Source organism: Pseudomonas sp. JAI120 (assembly GCF_014207255.1).
Taxonomy (GTDB): Bacteria; Pseudomonadota; Gammaproteobacteria; order Pseudomonadales; family Pseudomonadaceae; genus Aquipseudomonas.
Genome location: NZ_JACHCZ010000002.1, coordinates 371,544 through 389,646, shown reverse-complemented (window position 1 = coordinate 389,646; position 18,103 = coordinate 371,544). Strand labels below are relative to the sequence as shown.

General features: G+C 60.1%; 18 protein-coding genes. 4 read left to right on the top strand and 14 right to left on the bottom strand.

The annotated features are described in order from the left end of the window. The first annotated feature begins 48 nt into the window (after nt 1–48). A complete protein-coding gene (locus tag HDC32_RS13725) occupies nt 49–513 on the top strand; it encodes a glycine zipper 2TM domain-containing protein (protein WP_003189251.1) in 465 nt (154 codons plus the stop codon). Nucleotides 514–590: 77 nt separating this feature from the next. Here HDC32_RS13725 and nhaA read toward each other — a convergent pair whose 3' ends face one another. Further along, nucleotides 591–1,766, bottom strand: a complete 1,176-nt coding sequence (gene nhaA, locus HDC32_RS13720; RefSeq protein ID WP_184744425.1) for a Na+/H+ antiporter NhaA — start codon at nt 1,764–1,766, stop codon at nt 591–593. A 216-nt stretch (nt 1,767–1,982) separates the two neighbouring features. On the opposite strand from nhaA, the gene HDC32_RS13715 reads away from it, so the two are divergent. Next, nucleotides 1,983–3,077, top strand: coding sequence for a PLP-dependent cysteine synthase family protein (locus HDC32_RS13715; RefSeq protein ID WP_131697207.1), 1,095 nt, complete (start codon nt 1,983–1,985; stop codon nt 3,075–3,077). A 60-nt stretch (nt 3,078–3,137) separates the two neighbouring features. Here the strand turns inward: HDC32_RS13715 and HDC32_RS13710 are convergent, their stop codons facing one another. The 3 genes from HDC32_RS13710 to HDC32_RS13700 form a co-directional block, all read right to left on the bottom strand. Further along, nucleotides 3,138–4,751: an NAD(P)/FAD-dependent oxidoreductase gene (locus HDC32_RS13710; RefSeq protein ID WP_184744423.1), complete on the bottom strand. Its 1,614-nt coding sequence runs from the start codon at nt 4,749–4,751 to the stop codon at nt 3,138–3,140. Nucleotides 4,752–4,857: 106 nt separating this feature from the next. After that, nucleotides 4,858–5,529 (bottom strand): COG3650 family protein, encoded by a 672-nt coding sequence (locus HDC32_RS13705; RefSeq protein WP_145334984.1) that lies wholly within the window; start codon nt 5,527–5,529, stop codon nt 4,858–4,860. Nucleotides 5,530–5,625: 96 nt separating this feature from the next. Further along, nucleotides 5,626–6,225, bottom strand: coding sequence for a short chain dehydrogenase (locus tag HDC32_RS13700; RefSeq protein WP_131697204.1), 600 nt, complete (start codon nt 6,223–6,225; stop codon nt 5,626–5,628). 218 nt (nt 6,226–6,443) lie between these two features. Between HDC32_RS13700 and HDC32_RS13695 the strand changes: the two genes are divergently transcribed. Then, the gene (locus HDC32_RS13695; protein ID WP_184744421.1) at nt 6,444–7,352 is read left to right on the top strand and encodes a LysR family transcriptional regulator; all 909 of its coding nucleotides are present in this window, start codon (nt 6,444–6,446) and stop codon (nt 7,350–7,352) included. Here the strand turns inward: HDC32_RS13695 and HDC32_RS13690 are convergent. The 9 genes from HDC32_RS13690 to HDC32_RS13650 all read right to left on the bottom strand — a co-directional run bounded on the left by HDC32_RS13690 (nt 7,349) and on the right by HDC32_RS13650 (nt 15,037). Further along, entirely contained in the window at nt 7,349–7,834 is a 486-nt protein-coding gene (locus HDC32_RS13690) for a DoxX family protein (RefSeq protein WP_131697202.1), read from the bottom strand. The genes HDC32_RS13695 and HDC32_RS13690 overlap by 4 nt on opposite strands. Beyond that, entirely contained in the window at nt 7,831–8,607 is a 777-nt protein-coding gene (locus HDC32_RS13685; protein WP_167654868.1) for a DNA-binding domain-containing protein, read from the bottom strand. Before HDC32_RS13685 ends, HDC32_RS13690 begins: the two co-directional genes overlap by 4 nt. Then, entirely contained in the window at nt 8,604–9,482 is an 879-nt protein-coding gene (locus tag HDC32_RS13680; RefSeq protein ID WP_131697200.1) for a DUF692 domain-containing protein, read from the bottom strand. The genes HDC32_RS13685 and HDC32_RS13680 overlap by 4 nt, the downstream gene beginning before the upstream one ends. Nucleotides 9,483–9,505: 23 nt before the next feature. After that, nucleotides 9,506–9,802, bottom strand: coding sequence for a DUF2282 domain-containing protein (locus HDC32_RS13675; protein WP_092356485.1), 297 nt, complete (start codon nt 9,800–9,802; stop codon nt 9,506–9,508). Nucleotides 9,803–10,039: 237 nt separating this feature from the next. Next, nucleotides 10,040–10,741 (bottom strand): ABC transporter ATP-binding protein, encoded by a 702-nt coding sequence (locus HDC32_RS13670; RefSeq protein ID WP_131697199.1) that lies wholly within the window; start codon nt 10,739–10,741, stop codon nt 10,040–10,042. A gap of 1 nt (nt 10,742) precedes the next feature. Further along, the gene (gene livG / locus HDC32_RS13665) at nt 10,743–11,510 is read right to left on the bottom strand and encodes a high-affinity branched-chain amino acid ABC transporter ATP-binding protein LivG (protein WP_131697198.1); all 768 of its coding nucleotides are present in this window, start codon (nt 11,508–11,510) and stop codon (nt 10,743–10,745) included. Further along, a complete protein-coding gene (locus HDC32_RS13660) occupies nt 11,507–12,760 on the bottom strand; it encodes a high-affinity branched-chain amino acid ABC transporter permease LivM (RefSeq protein WP_131697197.1) in 1,254 nt (417 codons plus the stop codon). Before HDC32_RS13660 ends, livG begins: the two co-directional genes overlap by 4 nt. Beyond that, nucleotides 12,757–13,680 (bottom strand): high-affinity branched-chain amino acid ABC transporter permease LivH, encoded by a 924-nt coding sequence (gene livH / locus HDC32_RS13655; protein ID WP_003172375.1) that lies wholly within the window; start codon nt 13,678–13,680, stop codon nt 12,757–12,759. Before livH ends, HDC32_RS13660 begins: the two co-directional genes overlap by 4 nt. A gap of 229 nt (nt 13,681–13,909) precedes the next feature. Next, a complete protein-coding gene (locus HDC32_RS13650; protein ID WP_090408372.1) occupies nt 13,910–15,037 on the bottom strand; it encodes a branched-chain amino acid ABC transporter substrate-binding protein in 1,128 nt (375 codons plus the stop codon). Between the two features lie 353 nt (nt 15,038–15,390). On the opposite strand from HDC32_RS13650, the gene HDC32_RS13645 reads away from it, so the two are divergent. Then, complete coding sequence (locus HDC32_RS13645; protein WP_184744420.1) at nt 15,391–15,693, top strand: DUF2288 domain-containing protein; 303 nt, start codon at nt 15,391–15,393, stop codon at nt 15,691–15,693. Between the two features lie 219 nt (nt 15,694–15,912). Here the strand turns inward: HDC32_RS13645 and HDC32_RS13640 are convergent, their stop codons facing one another. Next, the gene (locus HDC32_RS13640) at nt 15,913–18,090 is read right to left on the bottom strand and encodes a hypothetical protein (protein ID WP_131697195.1); all 2,178 of its coding nucleotides are present in this window, start codon (nt 18,088–18,090) and stop codon (nt 15,913–15,915) included. Between the last annotated feature and the right edge of the window lie 13 nt (nt 18,091–18,103).

Genomic DNA, 18,103 nt, shown 5'->3' with positions numbered 1-18,103 from the left:
CGTCAAGCCGCAGCGTTTAATGAATACCTGTCCTTTGGAGTTGATGCTATGCGTAAGTCCGTTTTACTGGTTGCCTGCTTTACCACCCTGTCGCTTCTGCTGGGCGGCTGCGCTTCGAGTCTGACCGGCGACTCGTACTCCCGTGACGAAGCGCGTCGTGTACAGACCGTGCGCATGGGTACCATCGAATCCCTGCGCCCGGTGAAAATCGAAGGCACCAAGACCCCAATCGGCGGCGCTGCTGGTGCGGTGATCGGCGGTGTTGGCGGCAGCGCCATCGGCGGTGGCCGTGGCAGTATCGTGACTGCCGTGATCGGCGCCGTGGCTGGCGGCCTGTTGGGCTCGGCCACCGAAGAAGGCCTGACCCGCACCCAGGGCGTGGAAATCACCGTTCGCGAAGACGACGGCAGCATGCGCGCCTACGTACAAGCCGTGCAGGAAAATGAAATCTTCCGCATCGGTGATCGCGTACGCATCATGACCGTTGATGGCACCAGCCGCGTTACTCGCTGACCGGTAAGCCGCAGGCAAAAGAAAAACCCCAACCGGGTGACCGGTTGGGGTTTTTTATGGGCTGCGTTTCAGTCGGCTCAGGCTTTTTTGCGACTCGCCATCGCCGTCACTACATACCCGATACACGCCGCGAGTATCGACCCGGTCAGAATCCCCATTCGATCCTCCCCGGCAAACTCACTGGCACCCGGCACAAACGCCAGGGAGCCGACAAACAGGCTCATGGTGAAGCCGATGCCGCACAGGATTGCCACGCCGAAGACCTGGCCCCAGTTGGCGCCGCCCGGCAGTGCTGCGAGGCCGGTCTTGATGGCCAGCCAGGTGAAGCCGAACACACCGACGGTCTTGCCGATCAGCAGGCCGGCGGCAATGCCCATGGGCACGTGGTGGGTGAAGCTTTCCAGGCTGACCCCGGTGAGTGACACACCGGCGTTGGCAAAGGCGAACAGCGGCAGGATGCCGTAGGCCACCCACGGATGCAGGGCGTGTTCCAGCGTGAGCAGCGGCGAGGGTTCAGCATTTTTGGTGCGCATCGGGATGCAGAACGCCAGGGTCACGCCGGCCAGGGTGGCGTGCACGCCGCTCTTGAGTACGCACACCCACAGGATCAGGCCGATGATCAGGTAGGGCATGAGCTTGATCACGCCCAGGCGATTCATTGCAATCAAGGCAACCAGGCAGGCGCCCGCGCCGGCCAGGGCTGCACCGGACAGGTCGGCGGAATAGAACACTGCAATAACAATGATCGCGCCAAGGTCGTCGATGATGGCCAGGGTCATCAGGAACAGCTTCAAGGACACCGGCACCCGCTTGCCCAGCAGTGCCAGGACGCCCAGTGCGAAGGCGATGTCGGTGGCCATCGGGATTGCCCAGCCGGAGAGGGCGGCGGGGTAGTCCTTGTTGATGGCCCAGTAGATCAGCGCCGGCACCACCATACCGCCGATGGCGGCTGCGCCGGGCAGCACCACTTGCGAAGGCTTGGACAGGTGACCGTCAAGCAGCTCGCGCTTGACCTCCAGGCCGATCAGCAGAAAGAACAGGGCCATCAGGCCATCGTTGATCCACAGCAGCGCGGGCTTGGCGATTTGCAGCGCGCCGATCTGGGCTACCACCGGCACGTCGAGAAATGCGCCATACAGGTGCGACAACGGAGAGTTGTTGATGATCAGCGCCAAGGCGGCAGCGGCGATCAACAACAGGCCGCTGGCGGCTTCCAGCTGGAAAAAACGGGTGAAAGTGCTACGCAGAGGCAAGGGATGCTCTCCAATCCAGGTTCAACAGGTGGGTACCCTAACCCGTACCGTTAGTTGTTAAAACAAAAGTTATATTCTTATTTGTTATAAGAGATGCGCTAGGGTGGCGTAGCGTCAAAGCCTAGCAATTGTGTGTCCAATTGAGTCGTCACTGTATCTGTGTGCAGTGTTGGAAACATCCTAAGCTTGGTGCTGAAATCCTTAGAGATCTCCCTCATGAGCGACCACCGTCCCTGGGCCCGCGAAGCCATTCGCATCATTGAAGCGGACTTCCAGCGCAGCGCTGACACGCATCTGATTCCGTTACCGCTACCGGGCCTGCCGGGCATCGAGTTGTACTTCAAGGATGAATCCAGCCACCCCACCGGCAGCCTGAAACATCGGCTGGCCCGTTCGCTGTTCCTGTACGCGCTGTGTAATGGTTGGCTCAAGCCGGGCGCACCGGTGATTGAAGCATCCAGCGGGTCGACGGCGATTTCCGAAGCGTACTTTGCCCGGCTGCTCGGGGTGCCGTTCATTGCGGTGATGCCCGCCACGACATCCCAGGAAAAGATCGCGCAGATTGCGTTCTACGGCGGCAAGAGCCATCTGGTACAGGATCCCACGCAGATCTACGCCGAGTCCGAACGCTTGGCGCAGGAAAGCGGCGGTCATTTCATGGATCAGTTCACTTATGCCGAGCGTGCCACCGACTGGCGGGCGAACAACAACATCGCCGAGTCGATCTTCCAGCAGATGCGCTTTGAGCAGCACCCGGAACCGAGCTGGTTGATTTCCAGCCCCGGTACCGGCGGCACCACCGCGACGCTGGGCCGTTATGTGCGTTATCGCCAGCACTGCACCCGCGTGTTGTGTGCCGATGCCGAGCGCTCGGTGTTTTTCGATTTCTACCGGAGCGGCGACGCCAGCCTGCGCCTGGACTGCGGTTCGCGTATCGAAGGCATTGGCCGGCCACGGGTCGAGGCGTCGTTTCTACCCAACGTGATTGATGCGATGGTCAAGGTGCCGGATGCGCTGTCGCTGGCGGCCATGCATTACCTGGCTGAACGCCTGGGGCGGCGAGTCGGCGGTTCCAGCGGGACCAACCTGATTGGCGCATTGGTGGCGGCGCAGCAGATGAAAGCGGCGGGGCAGTCAGGTTCGATCGTGGCGATCTTGTGTGATGGGGGCGAGCGGTATGCAACGACCTATTACGATCAGGCGTGGTTGGCGGGGCAGGGCTATGCGCTCGAGGGGTTGATCACGGCCGTTGCGGCCAGCGTGGAGCAGGGCGAGCCATTGCCAGCCGACATCCTGCGCGCGAATATCTGATACAACGCAAAACCAATGTGGGAGGGGGCTTGCCCCCTCCACATTTAATTTGCGCTGTTCTCAGGCCTCGATGCCGAGCATATCCCGCGCCAACGCCTCGGCAATCCGAATCCCGTCAACACCGGCCGACAGAATCCCGCCCGCATAGCCAGCGCCTTCACCGGCCGGGAACAGGCCTTTCACGTTCAAGCTCTGCATCGATTCGTCACGGGTAATCCGCAGCGGCGACGAGGTGCGCGTCTCGATACCGGTCAACACGGCATCGTGCAGCGAGTAGCCCTTGATCTGCTTCTCGAACGCCGGCAGTGCTTCGCGGATCGCTTCGATGGCGAAGTCCGGCAAGGCCAGCGCCAGGTCCCCCAGGGACACACCTGGCTTGTAGGACGGTTCCACACTGCCGATGGCCGTGGACGGCTTACCGGCGATAAAGTCGCCGACCAACTGTGCCGGGGCCTCGTAGTTGCTGCCGCCGAGGATGTAGGCGTGGGACTCCAGGCGCTCCTGCAACTCGATACCCGCCAGCGGGCCGCCTGGGTAATCCACTTCCGGCGTGATGCCGACCACGATGCCGGAGTTGGCATTGCGCTCGTTACGCGAGTACTGGCTCATGCCGTTGGTCACCACACGGTTCGGCTCGGAGGTCGCGGCCACCACGGTGCCACCCGGGCACATGCAGAAGCTGTAGACCGAACGGCCGTTCTTGGCGTGGTGCACCAGCTTGTAGTCGGCGGCGCCCAGCTTTGGGTGCCCGGCATATTTGCCCAGGCGCGCGGCGTCGATCAGCGATTGCGGGTGTTCGATCCGGAAACCCACCGAGAACGGTTTGGCTTCCATGTATACACCACGGCCGTGGAGCATGCGGAAGGTGTCGCGGGCGCTGTGGCCGAGGGTCAGGATCACATGCTTGGAGAGGATCTGCTCACCACCGTCGATGACCACGCCATTCAACTGGCCGTCTTCGATCAGCACGTCGGTCACCCGTTGCTCGAAGCGCACTTCACCGCCCAGGGCGATGATCTGCTCGCGCATGTTTTCCACCACGCCGGTCAGGCGGAAGGTGCCGATGTGCGGCTTGCTGACGTAGAGGATTTCTTCCGGCGCGCCGGCCTTGACGAACTCGTGCAGGACTTTGCGGCCGTGGAATTTCGGGTCCTTGATCTGGCTGTAGAGCTTGCCGTCGGAGAAGGTCCCGGCGCCGCCTTCACCGAACTGCACGTTGGACTCGGGGTTGAGCACGCTTTTGCGCCACAGGCCCCAGGTGTCCTTGGTGCGCTGGCGTACTTCCTTGCCGCGTTCGAGGATGATCGGCTTGAAGCCCATCTGTGCCAGCAACAGCCCGGCGAAGATACCGCACGGGCCAAAACCGACGACCACAGGCCGTTCGACCAAGCCTTCCGGGGCCTGGCCCACTACCTTGTAGCTGACGTCCGGCGCCGGGTTGACGTTGCGGTCATCGGCAAACTTGAGCAGCAGGGCGGCCTCACCCTTCACGTTAAGGTCGATGGTGTAGATGAAGCACAGCTCCGACGACTTCTTGCGCGCGTCGTAGCTGCGTTTGAACAGGGTGAAATCGAGCAGGTCATCACTGGCGATGCCCAGGCGCTGCACGATGGCAGGCCGCAGGTCTTCTTCGGGATGGTCGATGGGCAGCTTGAGTTCGGTGATTCGTAACATGACAGGATCCGGTAGGCGGCGGACAAAGAGGCCGGCTGTTTTGCAAACCGGCGATTATAAGCCTCAATGGCGGTTTTCCGTCAGGTTAAAACAGCGCAGCGCTGAATCAGTCGTCCCGAGAACCACCAAACGCCGCGCAACCGCGCTGTACCTGACCGTTGACGCGCAATTCCGCAGTCATGTGTTGCAGGCTGCCGCTGACGCTGTCGATGCAGCGTTGCGGCGCTACCCACAGTTCGATGTGCTGGTTGTTGGCTTCGGTCATCAGGTTGAAGCGGCCGTCGCCGATTTGCTCTTCGACATAAGGCACCGCCAGTGGCGGCTGGCCTTCACGCTCCAGCACCATGCCCTTGGCGGTGACGTTCATGGCCCAGGCCGGCTTGTGGCCGTTGGCCCGCAGGGTCATGCGCTTGAAGTCCGGGTCGGTGCAGGCAGAGGTCGAGCGCTCTACGCGGTAGAGCTGTTGCAGGTCGACGCTGCCTTGGGTGCCGCTGGCGACGCCAGAGAACTTGCCACGCAAGTCGGCAAACAGTGCTCCTTGCTGGCCGGCCAGGGAGGCGGCTTCCTGCAGGATGCTGGTGCCGCTGGTGTCGTTGACGACATAGTTGCGTTTATCGTCGCACGGCTGGAACAGCAGTTTGCCACCCACCGCCGTGAGTTCACCCTGCATACGGGTCAGCCCGACGGTAGACGGTTTGGCCGGCTCGTTTTCGAACATCTGGCACGCGGCGAACAAAGGAAGCAAGGCAAACAGGGCGAGGGTACGGGCGGCACGCATTATCGGGTCTCCAGACAAGTGCCGCCACGTTACGCAGGCTGGCGCTGCATCACAACCCCGTCCGCCAGCTTCAGGCATTTCTTACCGACTTCACATTCAGCCGACGGTAAAGGTTTGACCGGTCTGTAAGCCCTCCACACTTTTGGCGTAGGCCAATGCCACGTCGGCGCCAGCAGCCGGCTTGTAGCCACGGAAGTACGGCGCGTAGCTGCCCATGGCTTCCAGCAGGACCGTGGGGCTTACGGAGTTGATGCGTAAACCTCGTGGCAGTTCGATCGCAGTGGCTTTGACGAACGCATCCAGCGCGCCATTGACCAGCGCAGCCGAAGCGCCAGTACGGATCGGGTCACGGTTGAGAATGCCACTGGTGAAGGTGAACGATGCGCCGTCATTGGCATACTCGCGGCCGATCAACAGCAGGTTGACCTGCCCCATCAACTTGTCACGCAAGCCCAGCTCAAAATCGCTTTCGCTCATATCCCCCAGCGCCACGAAATTCACGTTGCCTGCAGCGCAGACGAGTGCGTCGAATTTGCCGGTCTGCTCGAACAGTTTGCGGATCGAGGAGCTGTCGCTGATATCCACCTGGAAGTCGCCGCTGCTGCGGCCAATGCTGATCACCTCATGACGCTGGGCCAGTTCGGCCTTGACTGCCGAGCCGATGGTGCCGCCGGCGCCAATCAATAGGATTTTCATGGTGCTGTTCCTCTGGGTTTATCAGGAACTGTAGGAGCGGGCTTGCCCGCGAAAAACGCAAAAGCGCCGCTGTGTACCAGGCTGACCGCGTTATCGTTGACGATTTTCGCGAGCAAGCTCCTTCTCCTACAGTAGGGGTAGGCATCAAGTCTAGGGTGGCTTTTCAGGTAGATAAACGTGCTAATAGGCAACCTTTGGTTTTCAAATGGAAACAGTCCATGAGCGAGATGGATGATCTGGCAGCCTTCGCCGTATTGATCGAAGCCGGCAGTTTTACCGTGGCGGCCGAGCAACTGGGTTGCAGCAAGGGCCAGTTGTCCAAGCGCATCAGCCACTTGGAAGCGCAGTTCTGTGTGGTCTTGTTGCACCGCACCACACGCAGGCTCAGCCTGACCGCCGCCGGTGCGGCGTTGTTGCCCCAGGCGCAAGCGCTGGTGGTGCAGGTGGATCGCGCCCGTCAGGCATTGGCGCGTCTCAAGGACGATTTGACCGGGCCTGTGCGTATGACGGTTCCGGTTTCATTAGGGGAAACCTTCTTCGATGGTTTGTTGCTGGAGTTTTCCAAGCACTATCCCCAGGTGCAGATCGAGCTGGAGCTCAACAACAGCTACCGAGATCTGGCGCGAGACGGCTTTGACTTGGGGGTGCGTTCGGGGGCGATTGAAAACGAGCGTCTGGTGGCCAAGCCGCTGCTGGCCTGGCACGAGATGACCTGTGCCAGTCCCGCTTATCTGGAGCAGCACGGCGAACCACTGACCCCTGGGGATCTTGCGGCGCACACCTGTTTACTCAACAGCCACTACAGCGGCCGCGAGGAATGGCTGTATCACCAGCAGCACGAGTTGTTGCGGGTGAGGGTGAGCGGCACCTTTGCCTCCAACCATTACAACCTGCTGAAGAAGGCTGCCCTGGTGGGGGCCGGGATCGCCCGCTTGCCGTCCTACGTACTGCCGACGGAATTGGCTGACGGTCGATTGCGTTGGCTCCTGCGCGATTACCAGACGCGGAGTATGCCGATGTACCTGGTCCATCCTTATCAAGGCGGCCTGCCGAGGCGTACCCAAGTATTGGCCGACTACCTGGTGGACTGGTTCAAGCGCGGCGGCGAGGCACTGGATCGGCTTTAACGGTAGCGGCGCGCAATCAGGTGGTCGATGGACAGGCTGCCCGGCCCTTTGGCGACCAACAGCAACAGCAGCGCAATCCAAGTGCCGTGGGTAGGGTAGGCGTCCGGGTACACGAACAACTGAATGACCAGGGTCATGCCGATCAAGGCCAGGGCCGAGAAGCGCGTGGCCAGGCCCACCAGGATCAGCACCGGGAAGAAGTGCTCGGCAAACGCCGCCATGTACGCGGCCACTTCGGGCGACAGCAACGGCACATGGTATTCACTGCGAAACAGCGGCAATGTCGAGGCGGCGAGTCTGGGGATACCAAGTTCGAACGTGCCGTTGATCAGGTCAATGGCAATGCCTTCGACCTTGGTTTGCCCGGATTTCCAGAACACTGCCGCAATGGAGAAGCGCGCAATAAACGCGAGCAGGCTGTACGGGATTTTCTCGAAAAGTGCGATGGCCTGTTTGATCAGGCACGAATCGGAAGTGCTCATGGCGATACCTGTTGTTCTGGGAGCAGATGAGTGAGGGCGTTGTGGTTGATCAGCAGCGTGAGGCATTGGTGCAGGTCGAACTCGGCGCTGGCCTCGAGGGCATTTGCGACGGCCATTTCCAGCGCCGAGCCGCGTTTCAGGCTATTGATAAAGGCGACCGAGCCGCCGTCGATGGCGAAGACCTTGACATTCAACCCTTGGCGCAACACCAGCGCGCCTTGGGCATGCCAGGGATCCAGGGTGGCCAGGGCGCCCTCGGTCTGGTGTGCCGCCCATACCGCAACCACTGCGTAGGCGGAGTTCAATGTGCCAACGGACGGGTGCAGTTGCAGATGCAGCGCCCCCAGCGTCGCTTGGGCTTTCAGTTGCTGCAGTACGGTTTGCGGATCTACCAAGGTTGTATCCGCTGCGTGATAAGCGCGAACCCGCAAGCGTTCCAATCGGGCCACATCGGCCAGGTAAGGCACGCTGGCGGCCGGTTCAAACCCCTGGATAAAGTCGGCGAATGTGCTGCCGTACTCGCTGATCAGCGGGCTGGCAGGCGGGTATGCCTGTACGAAAATGCCGGCCATGGCGCGGAAAAATTCATCGCCTACCAATTGCGCCGTTACGGGATAAGCCGTTGCCAACGCCTTGATCAACGAACTGTGAACATTGTTGCGATACACCGCAAAACGACTTGCCGGATCGGCCCCGTTGCTGCTGAACAGGCCGTGGGGGCAAGGCTGGTCGGGCGCCAGCAAGGCGCTGGCAAAGGCGTCGTGAAGGCTCATGGGTGGACCTGCGATAAATACCGTTCAGCGTGTTGGGCCTCCGCGTACAACGCACTGAAGGCCGGCACTTGGTTGTCGCGCTCGATCAGTGTTGCGACCGGGCCCATCAGCGCGAGCACGTGTTCGTATAGCAGCCACACTGCGTTATCGATGGGCGCGCCGTGGTCATCGATCAGCAGGCGATCGCCCAGGCTGTCGGTGTCTTCGGCGAAGCCGGCCAGATGAATCTCACCCACGGCGCGCAACGGTAAGGCGTTGATGTAGACCAGAGGGTCGCGCTGGTGGTTGATGCATGACACGTAGACGTTGTTCACGTCCAACAGCAGGCCGCAGCCGGTGCGGCGGATGATCTCGCCGATGAAGTCGGTCTCGTCCAGGGTGGAGCGTTGGAACTGCAGGTAGGTCGATGGGTTCTCCAGCAGCATCGGCCGCTTGAGAGCGCACTGTACCTGGTCGACGTGCTCGCATACCCGACTCAAGGTGGCGGCGTCATAAGCCAGGGGCAGCAGGTCGTTGAGAAACGCCGGGCCGTGGCTGGACCAGGCCAGGTGTTCGGAAAATGAGTGGGGTTGGTAGCGTTCGATCAGTACGGCCAAGCGCCCCAGGTGCTCACGGTTGAGCGGGCCTTCGCCACCGATGGACAGGCCCACGCCGTGCAACGACAGGGGGTAACGTTCGCGAATCAACCCCAGGTAGTGATGAAACGGGCCGCCGGCCACCATGTAGTTTTCGGCGTGCACTTCAAAAAAACCGATGTCGGGGGAAGTATCGAGCACTTCCTGGAAGTGCTCGTGCTTCAGCCCCAGCCCAGCCCGACAGGGGAGGCCGGGCACCTGAACCGGTGAGACTGTGGGCAGGCGTGAAAGCGTCATCATCCGTACTCAGGCGAGGCAGGGTTTCAGGACTTGGCGGTGAAGGCGGCTTCCTGGCCGAAACCGGTCGGCGAGGTGGAGCTTGGGGTTTGGGTGCAGGTGCCGGCCGGGACAAGTTTCCAGGCGTTGGCCTGATCCTTGGTCTTCGAGGTGCCGGCGCAGGACGTGCCGGCACCGGCGGCGCAATCGTTCTTGCCGGCTTCAGCGACGCCGAAGCACTTCTGCATGTCGTCGGCAGCGTGGGCGCTGGTGGTCAGGGCGGAGAGGCTCAAGGCCGAACTCAGGGCGAGGACGAGGGAAGCGGCGGACAGTTTGGTCGTCATGGTGGATCTCCAGCAGTAGGTTGAGGAGCGGGCTTGAATGCCTGCTTGCACCACTAGAGGCGGGAGGAGGATGTTCGTTACAAGGCCAGACTAAATAATTTCAAACAATGCAAAAAAATGTGGGAGGGAGCTTGCTCCCGATGGCAGGGTGTCAGGCACAGAGCATGTGACTGATGTACCGCCATCGGGGGCAAGCCCCCTCCCACATTGAGATCCGGTTCGTGCCGCAACCGGGTGTTAACCGCCCAAGTACGCCTCACGTACCTTCGGGTCGGTCAGCAACTGCTCGCCAGTGCCCTGCATCACCACCCGGCCGTTTTCCAGCACGTAGGCGCGGTCGGCGATTTTCAACGCCTGGTTGGCGTTCTGCTCCACGAGGAACACCGTTACACCGTCCTTGCGCAGCTGTTCGATGATGTCGAAGATCTGCTGGATGATGATCGGTGCCAGGCCCAGGGACGGTTCGTCCAACAGCAACAGCTTGGGCTTGCTCATCAGCGCCCTGCCGATGGCGAGCATTTGCTGCTCGCCGCCGGACATGGTGCCGCCGCGCTGGCTGAAGCGCTCCTTGAGACGAGGGAACAGGTGCAGCACCTTGTCCATCTGCTCCTGGTAGTCGCCCTTGTCGGTGAAGAACCCGCCCATGGCCAGGTTTTCCTCCACGGTCAGGCGTGAGAACACCCGGCGGCCTTCCGGCACCACGGCAATGCTCTTGCGCATGATGTGCGATGACTGCTGGCCCACCAGCTCTTCACCCATGTAGCGGATGCTGCCGCTGTGGGCCTGCGGCGAGCCGCACAAGGTCATCAGCAAGGTCGACTTGCCGGCGCCGTTGGCGCCGATCAGCGTGACGATCTCACCCTGGCGCACTTCCACGTTGACGTTGTGCAAGGCCTGGATCTTGCCGTAGAAAGTGGAAACGTTTTCGAATTGCAGCATTTTACGCTTCCCCCAGATAGGCTTTGATCACTTCAGGATTGCCGCGGATCTGCTCCGGCGTCCCGTCCGCCAGCGGCGTGCCCTGGTTGATCACCACGATATGGTCGGAAATGCTCATGACCAGTTTCATGTCGTGTTCGATCAACAGCACCGTGGCGTTGTTTTCCTCACGCAACACGCCGATCAGCGCCTTGAGGTCTTCGGTTTCCTTGGGGTTCAGGCCGGCGGCCGGTTCGTCGAGCATCAGGATCCGCGGGCGGGTCATCATGCAGCGGGCGATTTCCAGGCGACGTTGCTGACCATAGGCCAGGGTGCCGGCGGGGCGGTTGGCGAACTCGGTGAGGTTGACCTTGTCCAGCCAGTACTCCGCATATTCCATGGCCTCGCGCTCGCTCTTGCGAAACGCCGGGGTCTTGAACAGGCCTGCAAAGAAGTTGGTGTTCAGGTGACGATGCTGGGCGATCAGCAGGTTCTCGACCGCCGTCATGTCCTTGAACAACCGCACGTTCTGGAAGGTCCGCACCACGCCCTTGCGAGCGATTTCGTGACCGGCCAGGCCCTGGATCGGCTGGCCGTCCAGCAGGATGCTGCCACCGCTCGGTTTGTAGAAACCGGTGAGGCAGTTGAACACCGTGGTCTTGCCGGCGCCGTTGGGGCCGATCAGTGCAACCACCTGTTTCTCTTTCACGGTCAGGGCCACGCCGTTGACCGCCAGCAAACCGCCGAAGCGCATGCTCAAGTTTTCGACTTTCAGGATCTCGCGGCTCATTTGCGCAGCTCCATGTGTGGACGTTGCATGGGCAGCAGGCCTTGAGGTCGCCAGATCATCATCAGCACCATCATGGCGCCGAACATCAACATGCGGTATTCGCTGAACTCACGCATCATTTCCGGCAGCAGGATCATCACGATCGCCGCCAGGATCACGCCCAGTTGCGAGCCCATGCCGCCCAATACCACGATGGCGAGGATGATCGCCGACTCGATAAAGGTGAACGACTCCGGGGTCACCAGGCCTTGGCGAGCGGCGAAGAAGCTGCCGGCAAAACCGGCGAATGCGGCACCCAGGGTAAAGGCCGAGAGCTTGATGATGGTCGGGTTCAGGCCCAGGGCACGGCAGGCGATTTCATCTTCGCGCAACGCTTCCCAGGCACGGCCGATGGGCATGCGCAGCAAGCGGTTGATCACGAACAGTGCCGCCAGTGCCAGCAACAGCGCCACCAGGTACAGGAACACCACTTTGCTCACCGGGTTGTAGGCAATCCCGAAGTACTCGTGGAAGGTCTGCATGCCTTCGGCAGCGGTGCGGTCGAACGACAGTCCGAAGAAGGTCGGCTTGGGAATGCTGCTGATGCCGTTGGGGCCACCGGTGATGTCGGTCAGGTTGCGCAGGAACAGACGAATGATTTCTCCGAAGCCCAGGGTCACGATGGCCAGGTAGTCACCGCGCAGGCGCAACACCGGGAAGCCCAGCAGGAAGCCGAACGTGGCCGCCGCCATGCCGGCCAGCGGCAGGCAGATCCAGAAGCTCCAGCCCAGGTAGTGCGAGAGCAGCGCATAGGTGTAGGCACCCACGGCGTAGAAGCCCACATAACCCAGGTCGAGCAGGCCGGCGAGGCCCACCACGATGTTCAGGCCCAGGCCCAGCAACACGTAGATCAGGATCAGGGTGGCGATGTCGACCGCACCGCGCGAGCCGAAGAACGGCCAGATCAGCGCGGCCACGATCAGGCCGATGATGATGTAGCGCTGGGTGCGCGGCAGGGTCAGGAATTGGCTGACCTTGGGCGAGACCAACGGGCCACGGTTGCGCTTGAACAGAGCGCCGACCTGCTGGGTGAACAGCACGCGCAGGAACATCAGCACCGAACACAGGGCGATGATGGTCAGGGTCACGGGACCGGTGCCATGCACTTCCAGGTTGATGCCGACAATGCTCAGCTTGAGGCCGAGTACCGGGAAGGCCACTGCCCACACCAGCAAGGCGCTGAAAAACGCCGATTTAAGATATCTGCTCATACTTTCTCAACCTCCGGACGGCCCAGGATGCCGGTCGGACGGAACAACAGCACCAGGACCAACAGGCCGAACGCCACGACGTCCTTGTATTGGTCGCCGAAAATATCGGCACCAAACGCCTCGGCCACCCCCAGCACCAGACCGCCGAGCATCGCGCCCGGAATACTGCCGATGCCGCCCAATACCGCTGCGGTAAAGGCCTTGAGGCCTACCAGGAAACCGGCGTTGGGGTTGATCACGCCGTACTGCATGCTCAGCAGTACCGCCGCGACGGCTGCCAGTGCGGCACCGATCACGAAGGTCAGGGCGATGATGTTGTTGGTGTTGATGCCCAACAGGTTGGCCATCTTGATGTCTTCGGCGCAGGCCCGGCAGGCGCGCCCCAGACGGGAGCGGGAGATGAACAGCGTCAGGCCCAGCATGGCCACCAGGGTGACGACGAAGACCAGGATCTGCATGTAGGAAATCAGCACTTCTTCCGCACCGCCCGGACCGAAGGAGAAGCTCCCCGGGATCAGGTTGGGGATGGATTTATCCTTGGAGTCCTGGGACAGCAATACGGTGTTCTGCAGGAAAATCGACATGCCGATGGCGGAAATCAGCGGGATCAAACGGTTGCTGCCACGCAAGGGACGGTAGGCAACGCGCTCGATACTGTAGCCATAAGCACTGGTTACGACGATCGACGCAAGGAACGCGGCGGTCATCAACAGCGGCAGGGAGTGGATACCCATCATGGCCAGCCCGGCAAGGGCGATGAAGGCCACGTAGGAACCAATCATGTATACCTCGCCATGGGCGAAGTTAATCATTCCAATGATGCCGTAAACCATTGTGTAGCCAATGGCTATCAAGGCATAGGTGCTGCCAATGGTCAGGCCATTAACCAGCTGTTGGAAAAAATGATAGATCTCAGGCATTACAGCGCTCCTAAAAACCCGATACGCATTTCACTGGTGGAGTCATGTTCCGGCCCCGTGCTGTGTTCTGTGAGCACATTTGCACAAAGCGTTTGCCAGCGAACCGCTGGTGACGGTTTTAAGATTTTCAGGTGAGCCAGCGCCCGGATCGCGGGTGACAGGCCCATAAACCTCGTAAAACAAAACCCACTGCTCTCACAGTGGGCTTGTTGGACCAGTAACGCCTGGCTTACTGAGGGGAAACTTCGGTTTTTGGTTTGCCGAAGTGCCATTCGTAGACCACGAACTTGAAGTCCTTCAGGTCGCCCTTGGCGTCGAAGCTCAGCTCGCCGGTAGGGGTCTTGAAGGTGCCCGCGTGGATGGCGGCAGCCACTTTGGCGGTGTCTTCGCTCTTGGCAGCAGTAATGCCGCCGGCGATGACTTCAATGGCTGAGTAGGCCGGGAACACGAACGGACCGGTTGGGTCCTGCTTGTTCTTGGCGAACTCGTCAACGATGGCTTTGTTGGCCGGGTCGGTATCGAAGGATTTAGGCAAGGTCACCAGCAGGCCTTCGGAAGCGCCCTGGGCGATTTGCGAGATGGAATCGTTGCCGACGCCCTCTGGACCCATGAACTTGGCGTTCAGGCCTTTTTCCTTGGACTGGCGCAGGATCAGGCCCAGCTCCGGGTGGTAGCCGCCGTAGTAGACGAAGTCGACGTTGGCTTGCTTGAGCTTCTGGATGATCGAGGAGAAGTCTTTGTCGCCGGCGTTCAGGCCTTCGAAGACGGCAACCTTCACGCCTTTCTTCTCGAGGGTCTGTTTGACGGCGGTGGCGATACCTTCACCGTATTGCTGCTTGTCGTGCAGGACGGCAACGATTTTCGGCTTCACGTGGTCGGCGATGTAGTTGCCGGCCGCTGGGCCCTGGGCGCTGTCCAGGCCGATGGTGCGGAAGATCAGCTTGTAGCCACGGGCGGTGATTTCCGGGCTGGTGGCCGCCGGGGTAATCATGATTACGCCTTCGTCTTCATAGATATCGGACGCTGGCTGAGTGGAGCTGGAGCAGAGGTGACCGACCACGAACTTGACGCCGTCGTTGACCACTTTGTTGGCAACGGCCACGGCTTGTTTAGGATCGCAGGCGTCGTCGTATTCCTTGGCTTCGAGCATTTTGCCGTCGACGCCGCCCTTGGCGTTGATGTCGGCGATGGCCTGCTTGGCACCCATGAATTGCATGTCGCCGTATTGCGTTACAGGACCAGTCTTTGGACCGGCGATGCCGATCTTGATGGTGTCAGCTGCGAACGAATGGCCGGCAACCCCAGCCAGGACCATAGCGGCAAACAGTTTGGAAATCTGCTTAGTAGCCTTATTCATAGTGCTCCACTCTTACTGTTGTATTTTTTATAGTTCTAGCGGCCTTGTGAGCTGTAGAACCGGATCAGATATCTCGGATATCCCCCGGCAGTGCCCTGGCAACTGTACCGGTACAGTGTAGAGCGCCGGTTGATCGCTTGAAAAGCTGGCTGCTGGGGGCAAAACCCGGGTGTGTCGCTTAAATGAAAGAAAAAGACAGAATTGCGGCGGGTTGATGCCAGAGTATCGGGCAATCCTTGGCTTTCCTGACACTTTCTATCGATGACTCATTTGCAACTGGGTTTTTCTACCTGGCTTTTTATAGGAAAGGTACGACGTTATGATTGCGCCGATTTTTTCTCAGGTGAACTCCCATGACGCAAGAACCTAGCACCCTCTATGCCAAGCTGCTCGGTGAAACCGCCGAAATTTCCTGGAAGGAGCTTGAACCGTTCTTTGCCAAGGGTGCCCTATTGTGGGTCGATACTGATCTGGATTTGATCGAGGCCGCAGAGGCAATGGCCGAAGACAACCGCGATAAAGTCGCTGCCTGGCTGGCTTCCGGCAGTCTGGGCGAAGTGTCTGCGACGCGGGCATTGGACTTGGTGGAGCGTGATCCGAGCTTGTGGGCGGTGGTGGTTTCGCCCTGGATACTGATCCAGGAAAGGGCGTCGTAAGAAATTTATGCCCTAAAGATGTGCGTGTTTTTTGCTCGTCGAAGTGTGTATTGGAGTAACCGCCAACGCAGTAATGGCATCTTGCCGTGGAGAAAGATCACAGCACGAAGGTGACGTGCACGTCACGGGAACAGTTTTGCGCGGGTCGAAAGGTTGTGGGAATTGTTTCCGGGTGTTAAGGGACCGTGGCGAGGGAGCAATCTCCCTCGCCATAAACGCTTACGCGGTCTTGCCCGTATGGTTATTCAACGAAATAACCTTGGTCTTGCCAATGCGATGACGGTAGATCTCGCGCAGGTACTTGATCGCCTTCTTCACGCAATCCCGTGACAGGCGAATGTCATTGATCGACACGAACTTCTCTTTGTCGTTGATCAACTCGCGGTACTTCTTCTCATACATCGGCTTGATCGCGTACCAATTGGTATCGAGGATCTTCGCCGGGTTTTCAAACTCGTTGAGCAGTTCGTCGATGCGGTCTTCGTCGAAGTCCTCGTGGATGATGAAATCCAGGATCGAGTTATCCAGCGTGTCGTCGAAGCGATACGGGTTGCGCGCGAAGCACCGCTTGATGAAGGCCACGATCAGCGTCAGGAAGTCATCCGACAGGCACGGGCTCTTGGCGATCAGGGTGGTCAGCGACAGGTTGGCCGACGCGCCGATCACCAGGGCATAGCGCTTGAGGGTGGTGTTGGGGAACAGGCTGTTGAGGTGGGTCTTGAGCCGGTTCAGGTCCATGTAGGACAGCTTGTAGTCCTTGGGCAGCGAAACGATGGACACCACCGACGAGCAGTTCTTGAAGAAGTGCAGGTCGTGCAGCGCCGCCGCGTCGTAGCCTGAGTTCTTGTACTGCTCCAGGGACGCCCTGTAGCGCTTGGACTCGATCGGCAACAGGCTGATGCCTTCGATGGCCTGGGTGACCTTGTTGAAATGCGGCAGGTCGATGGAGCGGAAGAACAGGTCGTCGATGTTCAGGCGCTGGGGCTCTTTCTCGAAGACTTTGAACTTGTCATTTGACGGCGCCGGGGTTTCCGGTACGACGGATTCGGCGTAGGCAATCGCCACCGGCCCGGCCAGGCTCATGAACAGGTCATTGGCGTCCAGGCGGATGGTTTCGCCGATGTCGATGCCGGCGCGACGGAAGTAGTTCTGGTCGTAGTCGGTAGTCACGGCCTGGGCGGTGAGGATGTTGAAGATTTGCTGGGAGATGTACTGGTTGGCGTGTTTTTCCATGGCATTGACGTCAATGTTCTGGATATTGCCGTCATCGCTCTCTTCGGCGTAACGCATGATGTCGTTGGAGATCAGCATCATCGCGTTCCACGGGCGGATACGCCCCTTCACGCTGGCTTCGCTGCTGTCTTCATTGTCGAAGTTGTACGAGAAGTCCCATTCTTCCGAAAGGTATTTGCACAGCAAGCGTCCGGCGTTGATGTGCAGTGCCTCGGACATTTCGCTGCGGTGGTCGGAGATGTTCGGCAGCACACAAATGCCGCTGGTGAAGATCGGCTCGAAGACGAAAGCGTGGCCGCTCTTGCTGTCGTGCTCGTCGGCGGGCTTGGTGTCGAACGTCTTGTTCATGTACGAATGCTGCTGCGCCAGGCCGAATTCCGAGGCCATGCCCGAACCGGTACCGCCGCCGGCGCTGAAGATCGAGAAGTACAGGCGCGACTGATTGGCCTTGATGCCGCAGGAATCGATCAGGTACGAATGGATCATCTTCCAGTCGGGGCTGGAAAAGCGCTGGGTGTCTTTGTTGAGGATGATCTTGGCCAGGTACTGGCCGAGGATCGGCGCGTTACCGGCGCCACCGGCATGGACTTCGGAGAGGTCCATGATTTTCATCTTGCTGTAGTCGCGCAGAAAGCCGCTTTTTTCGCCCTTGCGCGAGAAACGGATACGCCCGGCGATGTCCTTGTCCAGGTCGCCCAGCATCACCAGCGGTTCCACCAGGAACACCGGCTTGCTGGCCTTGCCGCCGCCCAGGCGCAGGTTGTTGCGAATCCACTGGGCCGGGCTGTAGCCCTTATCCAAGGATTTATCTTCAGTGCTGAATTCGTTGAGGTAGAACTTGCGCGCGTTGTACACCAACTCCGCTACGTCCAGCGCGATGTTCGAACCGCAGCGGCCCAGGCCGATCAGGCAGACCGAGGGGAATTCCTGCTCGCTGTGCTGCTCGCTGTCGCCTTCCAGGTGAGGCGGTCGCGGGAACACCATGTCGCGCAGGCCGTCGAGGTTATCGAGGATGCGGTCGGTATTGGTTTCGGTGAAGTACAGGTATTGCTGGGTGGCCAGCGGGCGTGCGGTGCTCAATGACTTTGAACCTGAGGGCTTTTCCGCAGGAGCTGGGAGCAACACATCGGATACCACGGTGCCAGAGTTATTTTTAGAAGTCATTGTGCGCCATGTA

Coding starts and splice junctions, on each gene's coding strand:
- HDC32_RS13725 (WP_003189251.1), top strand. CDS start 49: ATGCGTAAGTCCGTTTTACTGGTTGCCTGCTTTACCACCCTGTCGCTT.
- HDC32_RS13715 (WP_131697207.1), top strand. CDS start 1,983: ATGAGCGACCACCGTCCCTGGGCCCGCGAAGCCATTCGCATCATTGAA.
- HDC32_RS13710 (WP_184744423.1), bottom strand. CDS start 4,751: ATGTTACGAATCACCGAACTCAAGCTGCCCATCGACCATCCCGAAGAA.
- HDC32_RS13705 (WP_145334984.1), bottom strand. CDS start 5,529: ATGCGTGCCGCCCGTACCCTCGCCCTGTTTGCCTTGCTTCCTTTGTTC.
- HDC32_RS13700 (WP_131697204.1), bottom strand. CDS start 6,225: ATGAAAATCCTATTGATTGGCGCCGGCGGCACCATCGGCTCGGCAGTC.
- HDC32_RS13695 (WP_184744421.1), top strand. CDS start 6,444: ATGAGCGAGATGGATGATCTGGCAGCCTTCGCCGTATTGATCGAAGCC.
- HDC32_RS13690 (WP_131697202.1), bottom strand. CDS start 7,834: ATGAGCACTTCCGATTCGTGCCTGATCAAACAGGCCATCGCACTTTTC.
- HDC32_RS13685 (WP_167654868.1), bottom strand. CDS start 8,607: ATGAGCCTTCACGACGCCTTTGCCAGCGCCTTGCTGGCGCCCGACCAG.
- HDC32_RS13680 (WP_131697200.1), bottom strand. CDS start 9,482: ATGATGACGCTTTCACGCCTGCCCACAGTCTCACCGGTTCAGGTGCCC.
- HDC32_RS13675 (WP_092356485.1), bottom strand. CDS start 9,802: ATGACGACCAAACTGTCCGCCGCTTCCCTCGTCCTCGCCCTGAGTTCG.
- HDC32_RS13670 (WP_131697199.1), bottom strand. CDS start 10,741: ATGCTGCAATTCGAAAACGTTTCCACTTTCTACGGCAAGATCCAGGCC.
- livG (WP_131697198.1), bottom strand. CDS start 11,510: ATGAGCCGCGAGATCCTGAAAGTCGAAAACTTGAGCATGCGCTTCGGC.
- HDC32_RS13660 (WP_131697197.1), bottom strand. CDS start 12,760: ATGAGCAGATATCTTAAATCGGCGTTTTTCAGCGCCTTGCTGGTGTGG.
- livH (WP_003172375.1), bottom strand. CDS start 13,680: ATGCCTGAGATCTATCATTTTTTCCAACAGCTGGTTAATGGCCTGACC.
- HDC32_RS13650 (WP_090408372.1), bottom strand. CDS start 15,037: ATGAATAAGGCTACTAAGCAGATTTCCAAACTGTTTGCCGCTATGGTC.
- HDC32_RS13645 (WP_184744420.1), top strand. CDS start 15,391: ATGACGCAAGAACCTAGCACCCTCTATGCCAAGCTGCTCGGTGAAACC.
- HDC32_RS13640 (WP_131697195.1), bottom strand. CDS start 18,090: ATGACTTCTAAAAATAACTCTGGCACCGTGGTATCCGATGTGTTGCTC.